The organism is Lentzea sp. CA-135723 (genome assembly GCF_050936595.1).
GTDB lineage: Bacteria > Actinomycetota > Actinomycetes > Mycobacteriales > Pseudonocardiaceae > Lentzea.
Window position 1 is genome coordinate 6,393,927 of the sequence record NZ_JBNJMK010000001.1, and the last position, 15,887, is coordinate 6,409,813.

Consider the following 15,887-nt stretch of genomic DNA (forward strand, 5'->3'; position numbering starts at 1 on the left):
CCCCGATTTGGACCGCCCCACGCCCGTGTGGCATCCTTTACGGGTTGCTCGATGAAGGCCGAGCGCGCTTCACGGCGTGTTCGAGTTCTGAGATCGAGCGTCCGCGCCCTGTTAGTGAACGCCTCCTTGCGGAGATGGGCATCAGGGTGCATGGGCTGTGGTAGGCCCAATCCCACCGGGGAGACCTTGAGTGGGACCGGTATGCGCACCGGGCGCGACACGCCCGACCGCGTGGACCGGGCACCATGACACTTCAACAGGGGCGGAGCGCGCCAAGAGGCTGTAACAGGCCTCATCCGAGGCACCGCACCGCAGCGGTTACGAGAAGCAGAGGAACGGCAAGCCATCATGGCGGGACAAAAGATCCGCATCCGGCTCAAGGCCTACGACCACGAAGCGATCGACGCGTCTGCACGCAAGATCGTGGAGACCGTGACGCGCACCGGCGCTCGGGTTGTCGGGCCAGTGCCGCTGCCCACTGAGAAGAACGTGTACTGCGTCATCCGCTCGCCGCACAAGTACAAGGACTCGCGCGAGCACTTCGAGATGCGCACGCACAAGCGGCTGATCGACATCCTCGACCCGACGCCGAAGACGGTGGACGCGCTCATGCGCATCGACCTGCCGGCCAGCGTCGACGTCAACATCCAGTAAGCGTTGGGCGCGGAGAGTAACGGACCAATGTCTGACAGGCAGATGAAGGGCATCCTGGGCACCAAGCTCGGCATGACTCAGGTCTTCGACGAGAACAACCGGGTCGTCCCGGTGACCGTCGTCAAGGCTGAGCCGAATGTCGTCACCCAGGTTCGCACCGAAGAGAAGGACGGCTACACCGCCGTCCAGCTGGCGGCCGGCGCGATTGACCCGCGCAAGGTCAACAAGCCCGTCGCGGGCCACTTCGCCAAGGCCGGGGTCACGCCCCGTCGCCACCTGGTGGAGCTGCGCACGGTCGACGCCAGCGAGTACACGGTCGGCCAGGAGATCACCGCTGAGGTGTTCGAGGCCGGCGCTGTTGTCGACATCACCGGCACCAGCAAGGGCAAGGGCACCGCGGGTGTCATGAAGCGCCACAACTTCCGGGGTCTCGGCTCCAGCCACGGCACCCAGCGCAAGCACCGCTCGCCGGGTTCCATCGGTGGCTGCGCCACTCCGGGTCGCGTCTTCAAGGGTCTGCGCATGGCCGGCCGCATGGGCCACGTGCGCGTCACGACCCAGAACCTGAAGGTGCACAAGATCGATGCCGAGAACGGCCTGCTGCTCATCAAGGGCGCTGTTCCCGGCCCCAAGGGTGGTCTGGTGTTCGTCCGGACTGCTGCGAAGGGTGGTGCCTGATGTCGACTGTTGAGATCCGCACCCCGGACGGCAAGTCCGCCGGCTCGGTCGAGCTGCCGGCTTCCGTGTTCGACGCGCAGGCGAACGTCGCGCTGCTGCACCAGGTCGTCGTGGCCCAGCAGGCCGCCGCGCGCCAGGGCACGCACGCCACGAAGACCCGCGGCGAGGTGTCCGGTGGTGGCAAGAAGCCTTACCGCCAGAAGGGCACCGGTCGCGCCCGCCAGGGTTCGACGCGTGCGCCGCAGTTCGCCGGCGGTGGCGTCGTCCACGGCCCGCAGCCGCGTGACTACTCGCAGCGGACGCCCAAGAAGATGAAGGCCGCCGCTCTGCGTGGCGCCCTCTCCGACCGGGCCCGCGCGAACCAGGTCCACGTCGTGTCCGGCCTGGTGGACGGGGACACCCCGTCGACCAAGACCGCGCGCAAGGTCCTGGAGTCGGTCACCCAGGCCCGTCGCGTTCTCGTGGTGCTCAACCGCACCGACGAGGTCGCCTGGGTCAGCGTGCGCAACCTCGCGCACGTGCACGTGATCGCGCCCGACCAGCTCAACACCTACGACGTGCTCGTCAACGACGACGTGGTGTTCACCAAGGACTCGCTCGACGTGTTCCTCGCCAGCAAGGCCCAGTCGGGCAAGGGCTCGGCTGAGGCGACGGCGACGGTCGTGGACGAGGAGGGTTCCAAGTGATCCCCGACCACAGGGACATCTTGCTCGCCCCGGTGATCTCCGAGAAGTCCTACGGGCTGCTCGAGGAGAACAAGTACACCTTCCTGGTGGCGCCGGGTTCGAACAAGACCCAGATCAAGATCGCCGTGGAGAAGGTCTTCGGCGTGAAGGTCGTCAGCGTCAACACCATCAACCGGCAGGGCAAGCGCAAGCGCACCCGCACCGGGTTCGGCAAGCGCAAGGACACGAAGCGCGCGATCGTGACGCTGTCGGCTGACAGCAAGGCGATCGAGATCTTCGGCGGCCCTGCCGCCTGATGACGAGGACTGCGTAGAGATGGGCATTCGCAAGTACAAGCCGACGACTCCCGGTCGTCGCGGTGCGAGCGTCTCCGACTTCGCCGAGATCACTCGGTCGACTCCGGAGAAGTCGCTGATCCGCCCGCTGCACAAGCTGGGTGGACGCAACGCGTCGGGCAAGATCACCACCCGGCACAAGGGTGGCGGTCACAAGCGGGCTTACCGTCTGATCGACTTCCGTCGCAACGACAAGGACGGCGTGCCGGCCAAGGTCGCTCACATCGAGTACGACCCCAACCGCACCGCGCGCATCGCGCTGCTGCACTACGCAGACGGCGAGAAGCGCTACATCATCGCCCCGGAGAAGCTCAAGCAGGGTGACACGGTTGAGAACGGCCCCAAGGCCGACATCAAGCCGGGCAACAACCTGCCGCTGCGCAACATCCCGGTCGGTTCCGTGATCCACGCGATCGAGCTCCGCCCCGGTGGCGGCGCGAAGATCGCCCGCTCCGCCGGTGCCTCGGTGCAGCTCGTCGCGAAGGACGGCCCGTACGCCCAGCTGCGTATGCCGTCCGGCGAGATCCGCAACGTGGACGTGCGCTGCCGCGCCACGCTCGGCGAGGTCGGCAACAAGGAGCACCAGAACATCAACTGGGGCAAGGCCGGCCGCATGCGGTGGAAGGGCAAGAAGCCCACCGTCCGCGGTGTCGCCATGAACCCGGTTGACCACCCGCATGGTGGTGGTGAGGGTAAGACCTCCGGTGGTCGCCACCCGGTCAACCCGGCTGGTAAGCCCGAGGGTCGTACCCGCCGCCGCAAGCCAAGCGACAAGCTCATCGTCCGGCGTCGTCGCACCGGTAAGAAGCGCTGAGCAGGGAGGGAGTGAAGGATGCCTCGCAGCCTTAAGAAGGGTCCCTTCGTCGACGACCACCTGCTCAAGAAGGTGGACGTTCAGAACGAAGCGGGCAAGAAGACCGTCATCAAGACGTGGTCCCGCCGGTCCACGATCATCCCGGACATGCTGGGTCACACCATCGCGGTGCACGACGGCCGCAAGCACGTCCCGGTGTTCGTGACCGAGGCGATGGTCGGGCACAAGTTGGGCGAGTTCGCCCCGACCCGCACCTTCAAGGGTCACATCAAGGACGACCGGAAGTCTCGTCGCCGCTAGGCGTCGAACTGAGAAGAGCAAGGGAAAAGCAGCGATGAACGCCCGTAAGGACGCTGAGGCGCAGGAGTTTCCGCGCGCCGTGGCTCGGGCTCGTTACGTTCGCGACACCCCCATGAAGGTGCGTCGCGTCATCGAGCTCATCAAGGGTCGTAACGCCAGCGAGGCCCTGGCCGTGCTCCAGTTCGCGCCCCAGGCCGCCTCTGAGCCGGTCGCGAAGGTGCTCGCCAGCGCCATGGCCAACGCCGAGAACAACATGTCCCTGGACCCCTCCACCCTCTGGGTGTCGGTGGCCTACGTGGACGAGGGTCCGACCCTCAAGCGTTTCCGCCCGCGTGCCCAGGGCCGCGCGTACCGGATCCGCAAGCGGACGTCGCACATCACCATCGAGGTGGAGTCGCGTCCGAAGAAGACCAGCGCGAAGGGAACCCGGTAGTGGGCCAGAAGATCAACCCGCACGGCTTCCGGCTGGGGATCACCACCGACTGGAAGTCCCGCTGGTACGCCGACAAGCAGTACGCCGAGTACGTGGCGGAGGACGTCAAGATCCGCCGCCTGCTCAGCAAGGGCATGGAGCGTGCCGGCATCTCCAAGGTGGAGATCGAGCGGACCCGTGACCGGGTGCGCGTCGACATCCACACCGCGCGACCGGGCATCGTCATCGGTCGTCGTGGTGCCGAGGCGGACCGCATCCGCGGTGAGCTGGAGAAGCTCACCAAGAAGCAGGTCCAGCTGAACATCCTCGAGGTCAAGAGCCCCGAGTCGGACGCGCAGCTCGTGGCACAGGGTGTCGCCGAGCAGCTGTCCAACCGCGTCGCCTTCCGGCGCGCGATGCGCAAGGCCATCCAGTCGGCCATGCGTTCGCCGCAGGTCAAGGGCATCCGCGTGCAGTGCGGCGGCCGCCTCGGCGGCGCCGAGATGTCCCGCTCGGAGCACTACCGCGACGGCCGCGTGCCGCTGCACACCCTCCGCGCGAACATCGACTACGGCTTCTTCGAGGCCCGCACCACGTTCGGCCGTATCGGCGTGAAGGTGTGGATCTACAAGGGCGACATCGTCGGTGGCATCTCCGCCAAGCGCGCGCTCGATGCGGCTGCGCCTTCGCAGGCCGACCGCGCTCCGCGCCGCGACCGTGGCGAGCGTCCGAACCGTGCCCGTCGTTCCGGTGCCAGCGGCACCACGGCGACGAGCACCGAGGCCGGCCGTGCCGCCGCTGACGCTTCCGCGTCGGCCGAGGCCCCGGCTTCTGCAGAGAAGACGGAGAGCTGAGCCATGCTCATCCCTCGTAGGGTCAAGCACCGCAAGCAGCACCACCCCAAGCGGTCGGGTGCTGCCAAGGGCGGCACGAAGGTCACCTTCGGTGAGTTCGGCATCCAGGCTCTGGAGCCGGCGTACGTCACCAACAGGCAGATCGAGTCCGCTCGTATCGCCATCACGCGTCACATCCGCCGTGGCGGCAAGGTCTGGATCAACATCTTCCCGGACCGTCCGCTGACGAAGAAGCCGGCCGAGACCCGCATGGGTTCCGGTAAGGGTTCGCCGGAGTGGTGGGTGGCCAACGTCAAGCCGGGTCGCGTCCTCTTCGAGATGGCGTTCCCGAACGAGCAGGTCGCTCGCGAGGCGCTCCGCCGCGCGATCCACAAGCTCCCGATGAAGTGCCGCATCGTTACGCGTGAGGGTGGTGAGTTCTGATGGCAGCGGGTACCACCGCTTCCGAGCTGCGTGAGCTCACCGAGGAAGAGCTCGTGCTGCGTCTGAAGGAATCGAAGGAAGAGCTCTTCAACCTTCGCTTCCAGATGGCCACGGGCCAGCTCGACAACAACCGGCGGCTGCGCACGGTCCGGCACGACATCGCCCGGATCTACACCGTGATGCGGGAGCGGGAGCTCGGGCTCTCCGCTTCGCCGGATTCCACTGGTGAGGGTGCGGCATGACCGACAGCAACGAAGTTCAGACCGAGAAGCGCAACGACCGCAAGGTCCGTGAGGGCCTCGTCGTGTCCGACAAGATGGACAAGACGATCGTCGTCGCGCTCGAGGACCGCAAGAAGCACCCGCGTTACTCCAAGATCATGCGCTCCACCACCAAGGTGAAGGTGCACGACGAGGAGAACGCGGCGGGCATCGGCGACCGCGTCCTGCTCATGGAGACCCGGCCCCTGTCGGCGACCAAGCGCTGGCGCCTCGTCGAGATCCTCGAAAAGGCCAAGTAAGTCCTTTCTAGACAGACCGAGCCCGTCGGGTCGGAAATCCGGCGGGCCAGGAATGGTCAAGGAGCAAGTTAAGTGATTCAGCAGGAGTCGCGACTTCGTGTCGCCGACAACACTGGTGCGAAGGAAATCCTTTGCATCCGTGTTCTCGGTGGTTCGGGTCGCCGCTACGCGGGCATCGGCGACATCATCGTCGCCACCGTCAAGGACGCGATCCCCGGTGCCGGTGTGAAGAAGGGTGACGTCGTCAAGGCCGTCATCGTCCGCACCGTCAAGGAGCGTCGCCGTCCGGATGGCTCGTACATCCGCTTCGACGAGAACGCCGCCGTGCTCATCAAGAACGACAACGAGCCCCGCGGCACGCGCATCTTCGGCCCGGTCGGCCGCGAGCTGCGCGACAAGAAGTTCATGAAGATCATCTCGCTGGCTCCGGAGGTGCTCTGACCATGAAGGTGAAGAAGGGCGACACGGTCGTCGTCATCGCCGGCAAGGACAAGGGCGCCAAGGGCAAGGTCATCCAGGCCTACCCGGAGAACGGCAAGGTCCTGGTCGAGGGCGTCAACCGGATCAAGAAGCACACCAAGATCACGCAGACCCAGCGGGGCGCGCAGTCTGGTGGCATCGTGACCCAGGAAGCCCCGATCAACGTCTCCAACGTGATGGTGGTCGACTCGGACGGCAAGCCGACCCGTGTTGGTTACCGGACGAACGACGAGGGCAAGCGGGTCCGCATTTCCCGTCGTAACGGGAAGGACATCTGATCATGACTACCGCAGAGAAGATCATCCCGCGGCTCAAGACGCGTTACCGCGACGAGGTCAAGGGTGAGCTGCAGAAGCAGTTCTCCTTCGCCAACGTCATGCAGATCCCGGGCGTCGTCAAGGTCGTCGTCAACATGGGTGTCGGCGACGCCGCCCGTGACGGCAAGCTGATCGAGGGCGCCGTGCGCGACCTCTCGATCATCACCGGCCAGCGTCCCGAGGTCCGCCGGGCCCGCAAGTCCATCGCGCAGTTCAAGCTGCGTGAGGGCATGCCGATCGGTGCGCGCGTCACGCTGCGCGGCGACCGCATGTGGGAGTTCCTCGACCGTCTGCTGACGATCGCGCTGCCCCGTATCCGCGACTTCCGCGGCCTGTCGGGCAAGCAGTTCGACGGCAACGGCAACTACACGTTCGGTCTGAACGAGCAGTCGATGTTCCACGAGATCGACCCGGACGCTATCGACCGGCCTCGCGGCATGGACATCACCGTCGTCACCACCGCCACGAACGACGAGGAGGGCCGGGCGCTGCTGAAGCACCTGGGCTTCCCGTTCAAGGAGAACTGAGTCGATGGCCAAGAAGGCGTTGATCAACAAGGCCGCGAAGAAGCCGAAGTTCAAGGTCCGGGGTTACACCCGGTGCCAGCGTTGCGGCCGCCCCCACGCGGTGTTCCGCAAGTTCGGCCTCTGCCGGATCTGCCTGCGCGAGATGGCTCACCGCGGTGAGCTGCCTGGCGTGAGCAAGTCCAGCTGGTAATTCCAAGCTTCATTACTTCGCTGTAGGCCCGCACACGACCGTCCTGCTCTCCCCTCCGGGGGAGGGCGGGTCTGGACCCTGAGCCGGTGAACCGCAGCGAGAAAGGTTGACCAGGTCACCATGACGATGACCGATCCCATCGCAGACATGCTCACTCGTCTGCGGAACGCGAACTCGGCTTACCACGACAAGGTCGTGATGCCGCACTCCAAGATCAAGGCGAACATCGCCGAGATCCTCAAGCGCGAGGGCTACATCGCCTCGTACCGCGACGAGGACGGCGAGGTGGCCAAGAACTTGGTCGTCGAGCTGAAGTACGGCCCGAACCGTGAGCGCAGCATCGCCGGCCTCCGCCGCGTGTCCAAGCCCGGTCTGCGCGTGTACGCGAAGTCCACTGGCCTGCCCCGAGTTCTCGGTGGCCTCGGCGTGGCGATCATTTCGACCTCTGGCGGTCTCATGACCGACCGTCAGGCCAACAAGGCAGGCGTGGGCGGAGAAGTCCTCGCCTACGTTTGGTAAGGGGGAGTAGACATGTCGCGCATCGGTAAGCAGCCGATCATTGTCCCCTCCGGGGTCGACGTGAACATCGCCGGCCAGGACGTGAGCATCAAGGGCCCCAAGGGTCTGCTGACGCTCACGCTCGCTGAGCCGATCATCGTCGAGAAGGCCGAAGACGGCACTCTCGAGGTCAAGCGCCCGAACGACGAGCGCCGCAACCGCGCGCTCCACGGCCTGTCGCGCACGCTCGTGCACAACATGGTCGTCGGCGTGACCCAGGGTTACGAAAAGAAGATGGAAATCCACGGCGTCGGTTACCGCGTCGCGCTCAAGGGCTCTGAGCTCGAGTTCGCGCTCGGTTACTCGCACCCCGTCAAGGTGGAGGCCCCCGCGGGCATCACCTTCGCGGTCGAGACCCCGACCCGTTTCTCCGTCTCGGGTATCGACAAGCAGCTGGTCGGTGAGGTCGCCGCCAACATCCGCAAGCTGCGCAAGCCCGACCCGTACAAGGGCAAGGGCGTCCGCTACTCGGGCGAGAAGATCCGTCGCAAGGTCGGAAAGACGGGTAAGTGACATGAGCGAGTCGACTGTTACGAAGCGCAAGCCGGTGGGCAAGGACATCTCCACCAGGCGTCGTGTTGCGAAGGCCCGTCGCCACTTCCGCCTCCGCAAGAAGGTCAACGGAACCGCCGAGCGTCCGCGCCTGGCCGTGCACCGTTCGTCGAAGCACATCACCGTGCAGATCATCGACGACCTGAAGGGCCACACGATCGCGTCCGCTTCCTCCATGGAGGCCGACGTCCGTGCCCTGGACGGCGACAAGAAGGCCCGTGCGGCCAAGGTCGGCCAGCTGGCCGCGGCCCGTGCCAAGGACGCCGGCGTCACGGCGGTCGTGTTCGACCGCGGTGGCAACGCGTACCACGGCCGGATCGCTGCTCTGGCGGACGCCGCTCGCGAGGCGGGGCTGGAGTTCTGACAATGATCATCACCGGAATTGAGAGGGACGCCTGATGCCAGGACGTACGCGTCGCGAAGGCGGCGGGGGCGAGCGCGGAGAGCGCCGCGACCGTCGTGACGGCGGCCGCGGCGGCGCGGCCCAGGAGAAGACCCCCCACCTCGAGCGCGTGGTTGCGATCAACCGCGTCTCCAAGGTGGTCAAGGGTGGTCGTCGCTTCAGCTTCACCGCGCTCGTCGTGGTGGGCGACGGCGACGGCATGGTGGGCGTCGGCTACGGCAAGGCCAAGGAAGTTCCCGCGGCCATCGCCAAGGGCGTCGAGGAGGCGAAGAAGAACTTCTTCCGCGTCCCGCGCATCGCCGGCACCATCCCGCACCCGGTTCAGGGTGAGAAGGCCGCTGGTGTGGTCCTGCTGCGTCCGGCCTCGGCCGGTACCGGTGTCATCGCGGGTGGCGCTGTCCGCGCCGTCCTCGAGTGCGCCGGCGTGCACGACGTGCTGTCGAAGTCGCTCGGCTCCGACAACGCGATCAACATCGTGCACGCGACCGTGGCGGCCCTCAAGGGCCTGCAGCGTCCGGAAGAGGTCGCGGCCCGTCGTGGCCTGCCCCTCGAGGACGTCGCCCCCGCCGGCATGATCCGCGCTCGCGCGGGCCAGGGGGTGTGATCATGGCTCAGCTGAAGATCACGCAGGTTCGCAGCACCATCGGCACCAAGCACAACCACCGCGAGTCGATGCGCACCCTCGGGCTGCGCAAGATCCGCCAGTCGGTCGTGCGTGAGGACACCCCCCAGGTGCTCGGCCTGATCAACGCCGTGCGTCACCTGGTGGTCGTTGAGGAGGTCCAGTCGTGACCATCAAGATTCACGACCTGCGTCCTGCCCCCGGCGCCAAGACCGCCAAGACCCGCGTCGGTCGTGGTGAAGGCTCCAAGGGCAAGACCGCCGGCCGCGGTACGAAGGGCACGGGCGCTCGCAAGAACGTCTCGCCGCGCTTCGAAGGTGGCCAGATGCCGCTGCACATGCGGCTCCCGAAGCTCAAGGGCTTCAAGAACCCGTTCCGCACCGAGTACCAGGTCGTGAACGTCTCCGACATCGCCGCCTCGTTCCCCGAGGGTGGTTCGGTCGACGTTCCCGCGCTGGTGCTGGCCGGTCTGGTCCGCAAGGGCCACCTGGTGAAGGTGCTGGGCAACGGTGACGTGTCGGTCAAGCTGGACGTCACCGCGGACAAGTTCTCCAAGTCCGCTGTGGAGAAGCTGGCGGCTGCCGGCGGTTCTTCCACGGTTTCTGCCTGACGCGTTTCGCGTTTCTGAGGGCCCCGAGGCATTCGCCTCGGGGCCCTTTGCGTTGTGGTTCCTGTTGCGGCGGGGTTGGCCGCGTTTGTTGGGATTGGTCGCGTTCCAGCGGGGTGGGTCGCGTTCGCTTGGTTGGGCTGCGGTTGCGAGGGTGCGTGCGTGGGTCCTGCCGAAGAGCGGGGTGGCGATTGGGGCTTGACTTCGGGGCCCTTGCGAGGCGCTTGTCGGACCGGAAAAGGCCGGGCTGAAAAGAGGCCAGGCCGAGCCACTAGTGGTAGCACCTCGCACCCAAAGTCAAGCCCCAATCGCAGTCGATGGGTGGTACCGCTGACCGGAGTGGGATCAGCCCGTTCGGGCTCGCCTTCGGCTTCGCGTGCCAGGCCTCGTAGGTGGTTGGCTTTGCGTTGACGGCTGTCCGGTTGGCACCGCGCGCCTGGCCTGCGTGCGTGGTCGGGTTGCGTTGACGACTGCGGTTGGGTCGCGCCTCCGCGCCTCCGCCCCTGCCGCCATCGCCTCCGTTGCTGCTCGGCTGACCACCCCGGACTGTCAGACCCTCTCGGTACGTTGGGTCGCGGGGGAGCCTGAGTCCGAGGGGACCCCTGCGAAAGCGTGTCCGCCTGGCCTCGCCCCGCCGACCTTCCTGTCCTGCCTCGCCTTGCCCCCGCTCTCGCCTTTCGGGCTTCGGCCGTCCCCGGTCGCGCCTTCTGAGCTCGCCCTGTCCCGTCCCGCACTCCGAGTCTTGCCCGCTCTCGCCTTCCGGGGGCCTCATCCCGGCCCGCGTCCCCGCCGTCGCCTTCCGGGTTCCGCCTCGTCCCCGCCCTCCGCCTTCCAGGCGCTGCACAGTCCCGGCCGAACCTCCCGGTTCTCGACCCGCCCCGCCTCCCGCCCCCTGCCGCCAGGCCCCCGCCTCCCCAGACCTGCCTCGCCGCTTTCGCCGCCCTCCTCCGCGCCGCCCACTTTGCAGGCGCCTCCCGCAGTCCGTCCCGCGATCCGGGCGGCGCGCTCTGGTGTGGCCCCAGTTGGCCGCTAGGCCGGCGTGGTCAGGTGGTTCGCTCTGCGGGGATTTCTGCGGGAACTTTGTGGGTGGTGCGGGCGTTCCGGAGTGGCGTTTTGGGTGGTCGTAGCACGGATTTCTGGGTTGCGGTACCCCGGATGGGCTAGTGGGGTGGTCAGTGATCAACGAGTTGGAACCTGTGATTGGGCGCTGGGTACGGGGTGGTGCGGGAGGGCTGTTAGAGTCGCGGGCTGAACCCGGATGTCCTCCGGGTTGCTTGGTCGTGGCTACCTGACTCGGCCTGCCAACTACCGCATGTGCCGGTCCCTGGGGGTCGGCAACGCTCAGGAGGTTCGCGTGCTCGGCGCATTCCGCTCGGCTCTCGCGACGCCGGATCTACGCAAGAAGATCCTGTTCACGCTCGGGATCATCATTGTGTACCGGCTTGGTGCGACCATGCCCGCGCCGGGCGTGTCCTTCAAGAACGTGCGGGCGTGTGCTGAAGCTCTCGAAGGCCAGAACATCTACTCGCTGATCAACCTGTTCAGCGGTGGTGCTCTGCTCAACCTGTCGGTGTTCGCGCTGGGCATCATGCCCTACATCACCGCGAGCATCATCATTCAGCTGCTCACCGTGGTGATTCCGCGGTTCGAGCAGTTGAAGAAGGAAGGACAGGCTGGTCAGGGCAAGCTGACCCAGTACACGCGCTACCTCACGATCGGCCTGGCGATCCTGCAGTCGACCGGTCTCGTGGCGCTGGCGGTGCGCGGGCAGCTGTTCGGTGAGTGCGACCAGGACGTCATCCCTGGCAAGGACAGCATCTTCACCCTCATCGTGCTGGTCATCACCATGACCGCCGGTACCTCGGTCATCATGTGGCTGGGTGAGCTGATCACCGAGAAGGGCATCGGCAACGGCATGTCGCTGCTGATCTTCACCGGTATCGCCGCCCGCATCCCCGCCGAGGGCAAGAACATCCTCGAGAAGGACAAGCTGACCTTCGCGCTCGTCCTCGTCGCGGCTCTGATCATCATCGCGAGCGTCATCTACGTCGAGCAGGCCCAGCGTCGCATCCCGGTGCAGTACGCCAAGCGCATGATCGGCCGCCGCATGTACGGCGGTACGTCGACGTACCTCCCCCTCAAGGTGAACCAGGCCGGCGTCATCCCGGTCATCTTCGCCTCGTCGCTGCTCTACCTGCCGGACCTGATCGTCCGCCTCACCCAGGGCTCCTCGACCGAGCCGAACTGGTTCTCCTCGTTCGTGCAGACCTACCTGGTCAAGCAGTCGTCCTGGGTGCACATCAGCGTCTACTTCCTGCTGATCGTCTTCTTCACGTACTTCTACGTCGGCATCACGTTCAACCCGGACGAGCGCGCTGACGAGATGAAGAAGTTCGGTGGCTTCATCCCCGGCATCCGACCGGGTCGCCCGACCGCCGAGTACCTCAAGTTCGTCCTGGGTCGCATCACGCTCCCCGGTTCGCTCTACCTCGGCATCGTGGCGATCCTGCCGAACCTGTTCCTGGACCTGACCGGCGACGGCCAGAACCAGAACTTCCCGTTCGGCGGTACCGCGGTTCTGATCATGGTCGGCGTCGGTCTCGACACCGTGAAGCAGATCGAGAGCCAGCTCATGCAGCGCAATTACGAAGGGTTCCTCCGCTAGATGCGACTCGTTCTCGTTGGCCCGCCCGGAGCGGGCAAGGGCACCCAGGCCGAAGTTCTGAGCCGCAAGCTCGGCGTGCCGCACATCTCGACGGGCGACCTCTTCCGGTCACACATCAGCAACCAGACCGAGCTCGGGCTGGAGGTGCAGAGCATCCTCGACGAGGGCGCTCTCGTGCCGGACTCCATCACGAACGAGATGGTGCGCAAGCGCTTGGCCGAGGCCGACGCGGCGGACGGGTTCCTGCTCGACGGGTTCCCCCGCAACGTCGCCCAGGCCGACAAGCTGGGCGAGTTCCTGGCGGTCGGCGGCCACTCGCTGGACGCGGTGCTGGAGTTCCGGGTCGACGAGGACGTCGTGGTGGAGCGGCTGCTCGCGCGCGGGCGCACGGACGACAAGGAAGACGTCATCCGGCACCGCCAGCAGGTGTACCGCAACGAGACCGCGCCGCTGCTGAGCTACTACGCGGAGAAGGTCATCTCCATCGACGCCGTCGGGGAGATCGACGAGATCAGCGAGCGTGCGCTCGCCGCGCTGAACGAGAAGTGACAGGCGGGCTGCTACAGCGGCTCCGAGCTGTCGTCACAGCTGCAACAGATCGTGAAGGCATGAGCAAGATCGAGATCAAGACCCCCGGCCAGCTGGAGGCCATGCGCGCCTCCGGCCTGGTCGTGGCGCGGGCCCTCAAGAACGTCGTGGCGGCCGTCAAACCCGGTGTTTCGACGTGGGAGCTCGATGAGATCGCCGAGCAGACCATCCGCGACGCCGGCGCCATCCCGTCGTTCAAGGGCTACCACGGCTTCCCGGCGAGCATCTGCGCCTCGGTGAACGAGCAGATCGTCCACGGCATCCCCAGCAAGACCCAGGTGCTGGCCGCGGGCGACCTCATCTCGATCGACTGCGGCGCGATCCTCGACGACTGGCACGGCGACTCGGCCGTGACGGTCGGCGTCGGCGAGATCTCGCCCGCGGACCACAAGCTGTCCGAGGCCACCAGGCTGTCGATGCTCGCGGGCATCGAGGCCGCGGTGCCCGGCGGCAGGCTCACGGACATCTCGTTCGCCATCGAGTCCTCGGCCATCGAGTCGGGCGAGCGCGACGGCATCGAGTACGGCATCGTCGCGGACTACGGCGGCCACGGCATCGGCTCCAAGATGCACATGGACCCGTTCCTGCCGAACTACGGCAAGCCCGGCCGTGGCGCCCGGCTCAAGGTCGGCATGGCCATCGCGATCGAGCCGATGCTCACGCTCGGCACGGACGACTCCCAGGAGCTGGAGGACGGCTGGACCGTCATCACGCTCGACGGCACGCGTGCCGCGCACTGGGAGCACAGCGTCGCGATCACCGAGGACGGTCCCTGGGTGCTCACCGCACCCGAAGAGGACTGAGCCCCCACGCTTTTCCCGAATAGCCCCGTTCTGCCGACAGGCGAACGGGGCTAATTCGTTTGCGGGAACGGATACGGTCGAGGGGACGAGCGAGTCCAATGCTTGGGGGCATTGTGGGGGTAACCCGTGTCGTCCTGTCCGTTCTTCTGATTCCACTAGCAGGCTGTGCTGCCTCTAAGCCGGCCACCGACTTCACCTACCAGGACGTCCCGGCGACGCGGATCGCCGACCAGCTCTTCCTGGCGGGGACCATCGCGGCGGTCGAGGACTGCGACCCACCGTTCTCCGACCTCAACGTCGGCCGTCCGAACTTCGTCAGCCCGCCCGTGCCCGTCGACGGCGGGTGCGGCGGCTCGTTCCGGGCTTCCGCGCCCTGGGAGTACGTCGATGCGGTGAATCGCATCACGGCGTTGCACGACACCGTCGTGCGCGAATGGGAGGTGCTGCTGGCGAGCGGGCCGGAGGCCGCCGAGAGGCGGGCCACCGAGACGACGCTGCGGCACTGCCTCGACCGGGCGGGGTTCACCAACCCCGGTCCAGACGCACCCGGCCTCGACGCCTACGGCTTCGGCAAGGGCGACCGAGCGCTCGACAACGCAGCTCAGCGGTGTTCTGACGAGTCCGGGTACGGCGACCGGACCGCCGTTCAGCGCCTGCGGACGCTCCAGTCCGTGCTCGGCAGGCACGAGTCCGAGATCAGCTCCATCGCGAAGCTCAAGCCCGTGCTGGAGCGGGCCGCGCAGCCGGACAGCGGCACCGACCGGACCCGATTTGGGTTGCCGCAGTGAACTGCGTACACTGGTCAGGTGGCGCATCCGTCGCGCCGGTTCTGTCATGCCCTTGCTGGTGAGATCGAACCGGATAGGCGCGCGTCCAAAGGTTATTACCACCGTCACGAAACGCGGAGGACATGGGCAAGAAGGACGGGGCCATTGAGGTCGAGGGCCGCGTAGTCGAGCCGCTCCCCAACGCGATGTTCAGGGTCGAGTTGGAGAACGGTCACAAGGTACTCGCGCACATCAGCGGCAAGATGCGACAGCACTACATCCGCATCCTCCCTGAGGACCGGGTTGTCGTGGAGCTCTCGCCCTACGACCTGTCCCGCGGGCGCATCGTCTACCGCTACAAGTGACCTCCAGTAGCAGGAGATCTCAGGCGTGAAGGTTCAGCCGAGCGTCAAGAAGATCTGCGACAAGTGCAAGGTGATCCGCCGTCACGGCCGGGTCATGGTGATCTGCGAGAACCTGCGCCACAAGCAGCGCCAGGGCTGAGCAGTTCCACTCGCGCTCGTCGAGATCTTTCGATGACGCAGTAACGAGAAGCCTCCTCGTACCTACCGCACGCCGTGTTCATCGGCGTGCGGACACCCCCGGATTCCAGGCCGGGGCCGGGACACCGGCTGTGAGAGCAGCCGGAACGACACACAGCGAGTCAGTCACCGGAACTGGGCGAGGAGCAGACCTGGAAGTAATCGACAGGAGTTAACCGCCACATGGCACGACTCGCTGGCGTCGACCTCCCCCGCGAGAAGCGGATGGAGATCGCGCTCACCTACATCTTCGGCATCGGTCGTACGCGCTCCAAGGAGCTGCTCGCCGCCACGGAGATCTCCCCGGACCTCCGGGTGAAGGATCTGACGGACGACGACCTCGCCAAGCTGCGGGACCACATCGAGACGAACTACAAGGTCGAGGGTGACCTTCGCCGTGAGGTCGCGGCCGACATCCGTCGCAAGATGGAGATCGGTTGCTACGAGGGTCTTCGGCACCGTCGCGGCCTGCCCGTTCGCGGACAGCGCACGAAGACGAACGCCCGTACCCGCAAGGGTCCGAAGAAGACCGTGGCCGGCAAGAAGAAGGCCGGCAAGAAGTAAGACCTCGCGTCTACTGCCCTCAACTT

Annotated in this window: 28 protein-coding genes; all 28 read left to right on the forward strand. The window is 66.4% G+C overall.

The window, feature by feature from the left end; genetic code table 11:
- Positions 1–348: 348 nt before the first annotated feature.
- The 28 genes from rpsJ to rpsM all read left to right on the forward strand — a co-directional run bounded on the left by rpsJ (position 349) and on the right by rpsM (position 15,861).
- The gene (gene rpsJ, locus ACQEU1_RS29820; protein WP_003938093.1) at positions 349–654 is read left to right on the forward strand and encodes a 30S ribosomal protein S10; all 306 of its coding nucleotides are present in this window, start codon (positions 349–351) and stop codon (positions 652–654) included.
- Positions 655–681: 27 nt separating this feature from the next.
- Positions 682–1,332: a 50S ribosomal protein L3 gene (gene rplC / locus ACQEU1_RS29825; RefSeq protein ID WP_433208741.1), complete on the forward strand. Its 651-nt coding sequence runs from the start codon at positions 682–684 to the stop codon at positions 1,330–1,332.
- Positions 1,332–2,018: a 50S ribosomal protein L4 gene (gene rplD / locus ACQEU1_RS29830; protein WP_433208744.1), complete on the forward strand. Its 687-nt coding sequence runs from the start codon at positions 1,332–1,334 to the stop codon at positions 2,016–2,018. Before rplC ends, rplD begins: the two co-directional genes overlap by 1 nt.
- Positions 2,015–2,314 carry a 50S ribosomal protein L23 gene (gene rplW / locus ACQEU1_RS29835; RefSeq protein WP_065915972.1) on the forward strand — a complete coding sequence of 100 codons (300 nt, stop codon included), beginning with the start codon at positions 2,015–2,017 and terminating at the stop codon, positions 2,312–2,314. Before rplD ends, rplW begins: the two co-directional genes overlap by 4 nt.
- A 19-nt stretch (positions 2,315–2,333) precedes the next feature.
- Positions 2,334–3,167: a 50S ribosomal protein L2 gene (gene rplB, locus ACQEU1_RS29840; RefSeq protein ID WP_089949047.1), complete on the forward strand. Its 834-nt coding sequence runs from the start codon at positions 2,334–2,336 to the stop codon at positions 3,165–3,167.
- An 18-nt stretch (positions 3,168–3,185) separates the two neighbouring features.
- Positions 3,186–3,467, forward strand: a complete 282-nt coding sequence (gene rpsS, locus ACQEU1_RS29845) for a 30S ribosomal protein S19 (RefSeq protein ID WP_030478300.1) — start codon at positions 3,186–3,188, stop codon at positions 3,465–3,467.
- A 34-nt stretch (positions 3,468–3,501) separates the two neighbouring features.
- A complete protein-coding gene (gene rplV / locus ACQEU1_RS29850; protein WP_433208749.1) occupies positions 3,502–3,900 on the forward strand; it encodes a 50S ribosomal protein L22 in 399 nt (132 codons plus the stop codon).
- A complete protein-coding gene (rpsC, locus tag ACQEU1_RS29855) occupies positions 3,900–4,733 on the forward strand; it encodes a 30S ribosomal protein S3 (RefSeq protein WP_089915292.1) in 834 nt (277 codons plus the stop codon). Before rplV ends, rpsC begins: the two co-directional genes overlap by 1 nt.
- Before the next feature lie 3 nt (positions 4,734–4,736).
- Positions 4,737–5,156 carry a 50S ribosomal protein L16 gene (gene rplP / locus ACQEU1_RS29860; protein ID WP_089915289.1) on the forward strand — a complete coding sequence of 140 codons (420 nt, stop codon included), beginning with the start codon at positions 4,737–4,739 and terminating at the stop codon, positions 5,154–5,156.
- Positions 5,156–5,398: a 50S ribosomal protein L29 gene (rpmC, locus tag ACQEU1_RS29865; protein WP_090094705.1), complete on the forward strand. Its 243-nt coding sequence runs from the start codon at positions 5,156–5,158 to the stop codon at positions 5,396–5,398. Before rplP ends, rpmC begins: the two co-directional genes overlap by 1 nt.
- Positions 5,395–5,676, forward strand: a complete 282-nt coding sequence (rpsQ, locus tag ACQEU1_RS29870; RefSeq protein WP_030473459.1) for a 30S ribosomal protein S17 — start codon at positions 5,395–5,397, stop codon at positions 5,674–5,676. The genes rpmC and rpsQ overlap by 4 nt, the downstream gene beginning before the upstream one ends.
- 72 nt (positions 5,677–5,748) lie before the next feature.
- Positions 5,749–6,117 carry a 50S ribosomal protein L14 gene (gene rplN / locus ACQEU1_RS29875; protein WP_030478306.1) on the forward strand — a complete coding sequence of 123 codons (369 nt, stop codon included), beginning with the start codon at positions 5,749–5,751 and terminating at the stop codon, positions 6,115–6,117.
- A 2-nt stretch (positions 6,118–6,119) separates the two neighbouring features.
- Complete coding sequence (rplX, locus tag ACQEU1_RS29880; RefSeq protein ID WP_090065866.1) at positions 6,120–6,434, forward strand: 50S ribosomal protein L24; 315 nt, start codon at positions 6,120–6,122, stop codon at positions 6,432–6,434.
- A 2-nt stretch (positions 6,435–6,436) separates the two neighbouring features.
- Positions 6,437–7,000 (forward strand): 50S ribosomal protein L5, encoded by a 564-nt coding sequence (gene rplE / locus ACQEU1_RS29885; protein WP_089915278.1) that lies wholly within the window; start codon positions 6,437–6,439, stop codon positions 6,998–7,000.
- Between the two features lie 4 nt (positions 7,001–7,004).
- Complete coding sequence (locus ACQEU1_RS29890) at positions 7,005–7,190, forward strand: type Z 30S ribosomal protein S14 (RefSeq protein WP_030473455.1); 186 nt, start codon at positions 7,005–7,007, stop codon at positions 7,188–7,190.
- A gap of 120 nt (positions 7,191–7,310) precedes the next feature.
- Positions 7,311–7,709 (forward strand): 30S ribosomal protein S8, encoded by a 399-nt coding sequence (gene rpsH / locus ACQEU1_RS29895; RefSeq protein WP_030478309.1) that lies wholly within the window; start codon positions 7,311–7,313, stop codon positions 7,707–7,709.
- Positions 7,710–7,721: 12 nt separating this feature from the next.
- Complete coding sequence (gene rplF, locus ACQEU1_RS29900; RefSeq protein WP_045309814.1) at positions 7,722–8,261, forward strand: 50S ribosomal protein L6; 540 nt, start codon at positions 7,722–7,724, stop codon at positions 8,259–8,261.
- Between the two features lies 1 nt (position 8,262).
- Positions 8,263–8,664 carry a 50S ribosomal protein L18 gene (gene rplR / locus ACQEU1_RS29905; protein WP_090015388.1) on the forward strand — a complete coding sequence of 134 codons (402 nt, stop codon included), beginning with the start codon at positions 8,263–8,265 and terminating at the stop codon, positions 8,662–8,664.
- A 34-nt stretch (positions 8,665–8,698) separates the two neighbouring features.
- The gene (gene rpsE / locus ACQEU1_RS29910) at positions 8,699–9,307 is read left to right on the forward strand and encodes a 30S ribosomal protein S5 (protein ID WP_030473451.1); all 609 of its coding nucleotides are present in this window, start codon (positions 8,699–8,701) and stop codon (positions 9,305–9,307) included.
- 2 nt (positions 9,308–9,309) lie between these two features.
- Positions 9,310–9,495 carry a 50S ribosomal protein L30 gene (rpmD, locus tag ACQEU1_RS29915; RefSeq protein ID WP_090094710.1) on the forward strand — a complete coding sequence of 62 codons (186 nt, stop codon included), beginning with the start codon at positions 9,310–9,312 and terminating at the stop codon, positions 9,493–9,495.
- Positions 9,492–9,935 (forward strand): 50S ribosomal protein L15, encoded by a 444-nt coding sequence (gene rplO, locus ACQEU1_RS29920; RefSeq protein ID WP_433208762.1) that lies wholly within the window; start codon positions 9,492–9,494, stop codon positions 9,933–9,935. Before rpmD ends, rplO begins: the two co-directional genes overlap by 4 nt.
- A gap of 1,351 nt (positions 9,936–11,286) precedes the next feature.
- Complete coding sequence (gene secY / locus ACQEU1_RS29925; protein ID WP_433208765.1) at positions 11,287–12,597, forward strand: preprotein translocase subunit SecY; 1,311 nt, start codon at positions 11,287–11,289, stop codon at positions 12,595–12,597.
- On the forward strand, positions 12,598–13,146 hold the full coding sequence (locus ACQEU1_RS29930) for an adenylate kinase (protein WP_359757727.1): 549 nt from the start codon (positions 12,598–12,600) through the stop codon (positions 13,144–13,146). It abuts the gene before it with no gap.
- A 59-nt stretch (positions 13,147–13,205) separates the two neighbouring features.
- On the forward strand, positions 13,206–13,988 hold the full coding sequence (map, locus tag ACQEU1_RS29935; RefSeq protein ID WP_433208769.1) for a type I methionyl aminopeptidase: 783 nt from the start codon (positions 13,206–13,208) through the stop codon (positions 13,986–13,988).
- Positions 13,989–14,101: 113 nt separating this feature from the next.
- A complete protein-coding gene (locus ACQEU1_RS29940; protein ID WP_433208772.1) occupies positions 14,102–14,776 on the forward strand; it encodes a hypothetical protein in 675 nt (224 codons plus the stop codon).
- A gap of 122 nt (positions 14,777–14,898) precedes the next feature.
- Positions 14,899–15,120, forward strand: a complete 222-nt coding sequence (infA, locus tag ACQEU1_RS29945) for a translation initiation factor IF-1 (RefSeq protein WP_005166804.1) — start codon at positions 14,899–14,901, stop codon at positions 15,118–15,120.
- 25 nt (positions 15,121–15,145) lie between these two features.
- A complete protein-coding gene (gene rpmJ, locus ACQEU1_RS29950) occupies positions 15,146–15,259 on the forward strand; it encodes a 50S ribosomal protein L36 (RefSeq protein WP_010148647.1) in 114 nt (37 codons plus the stop codon).
- A gap of 221 nt (positions 15,260–15,480) precedes the next feature.
- Entirely contained in the window at positions 15,481–15,861 is a 381-nt protein-coding gene (gene rpsM, locus ACQEU1_RS29955) for a 30S ribosomal protein S13 (RefSeq protein WP_045309821.1), read from the forward strand.
- Positions 15,862–15,887: the final 26 nt, after the last annotated feature.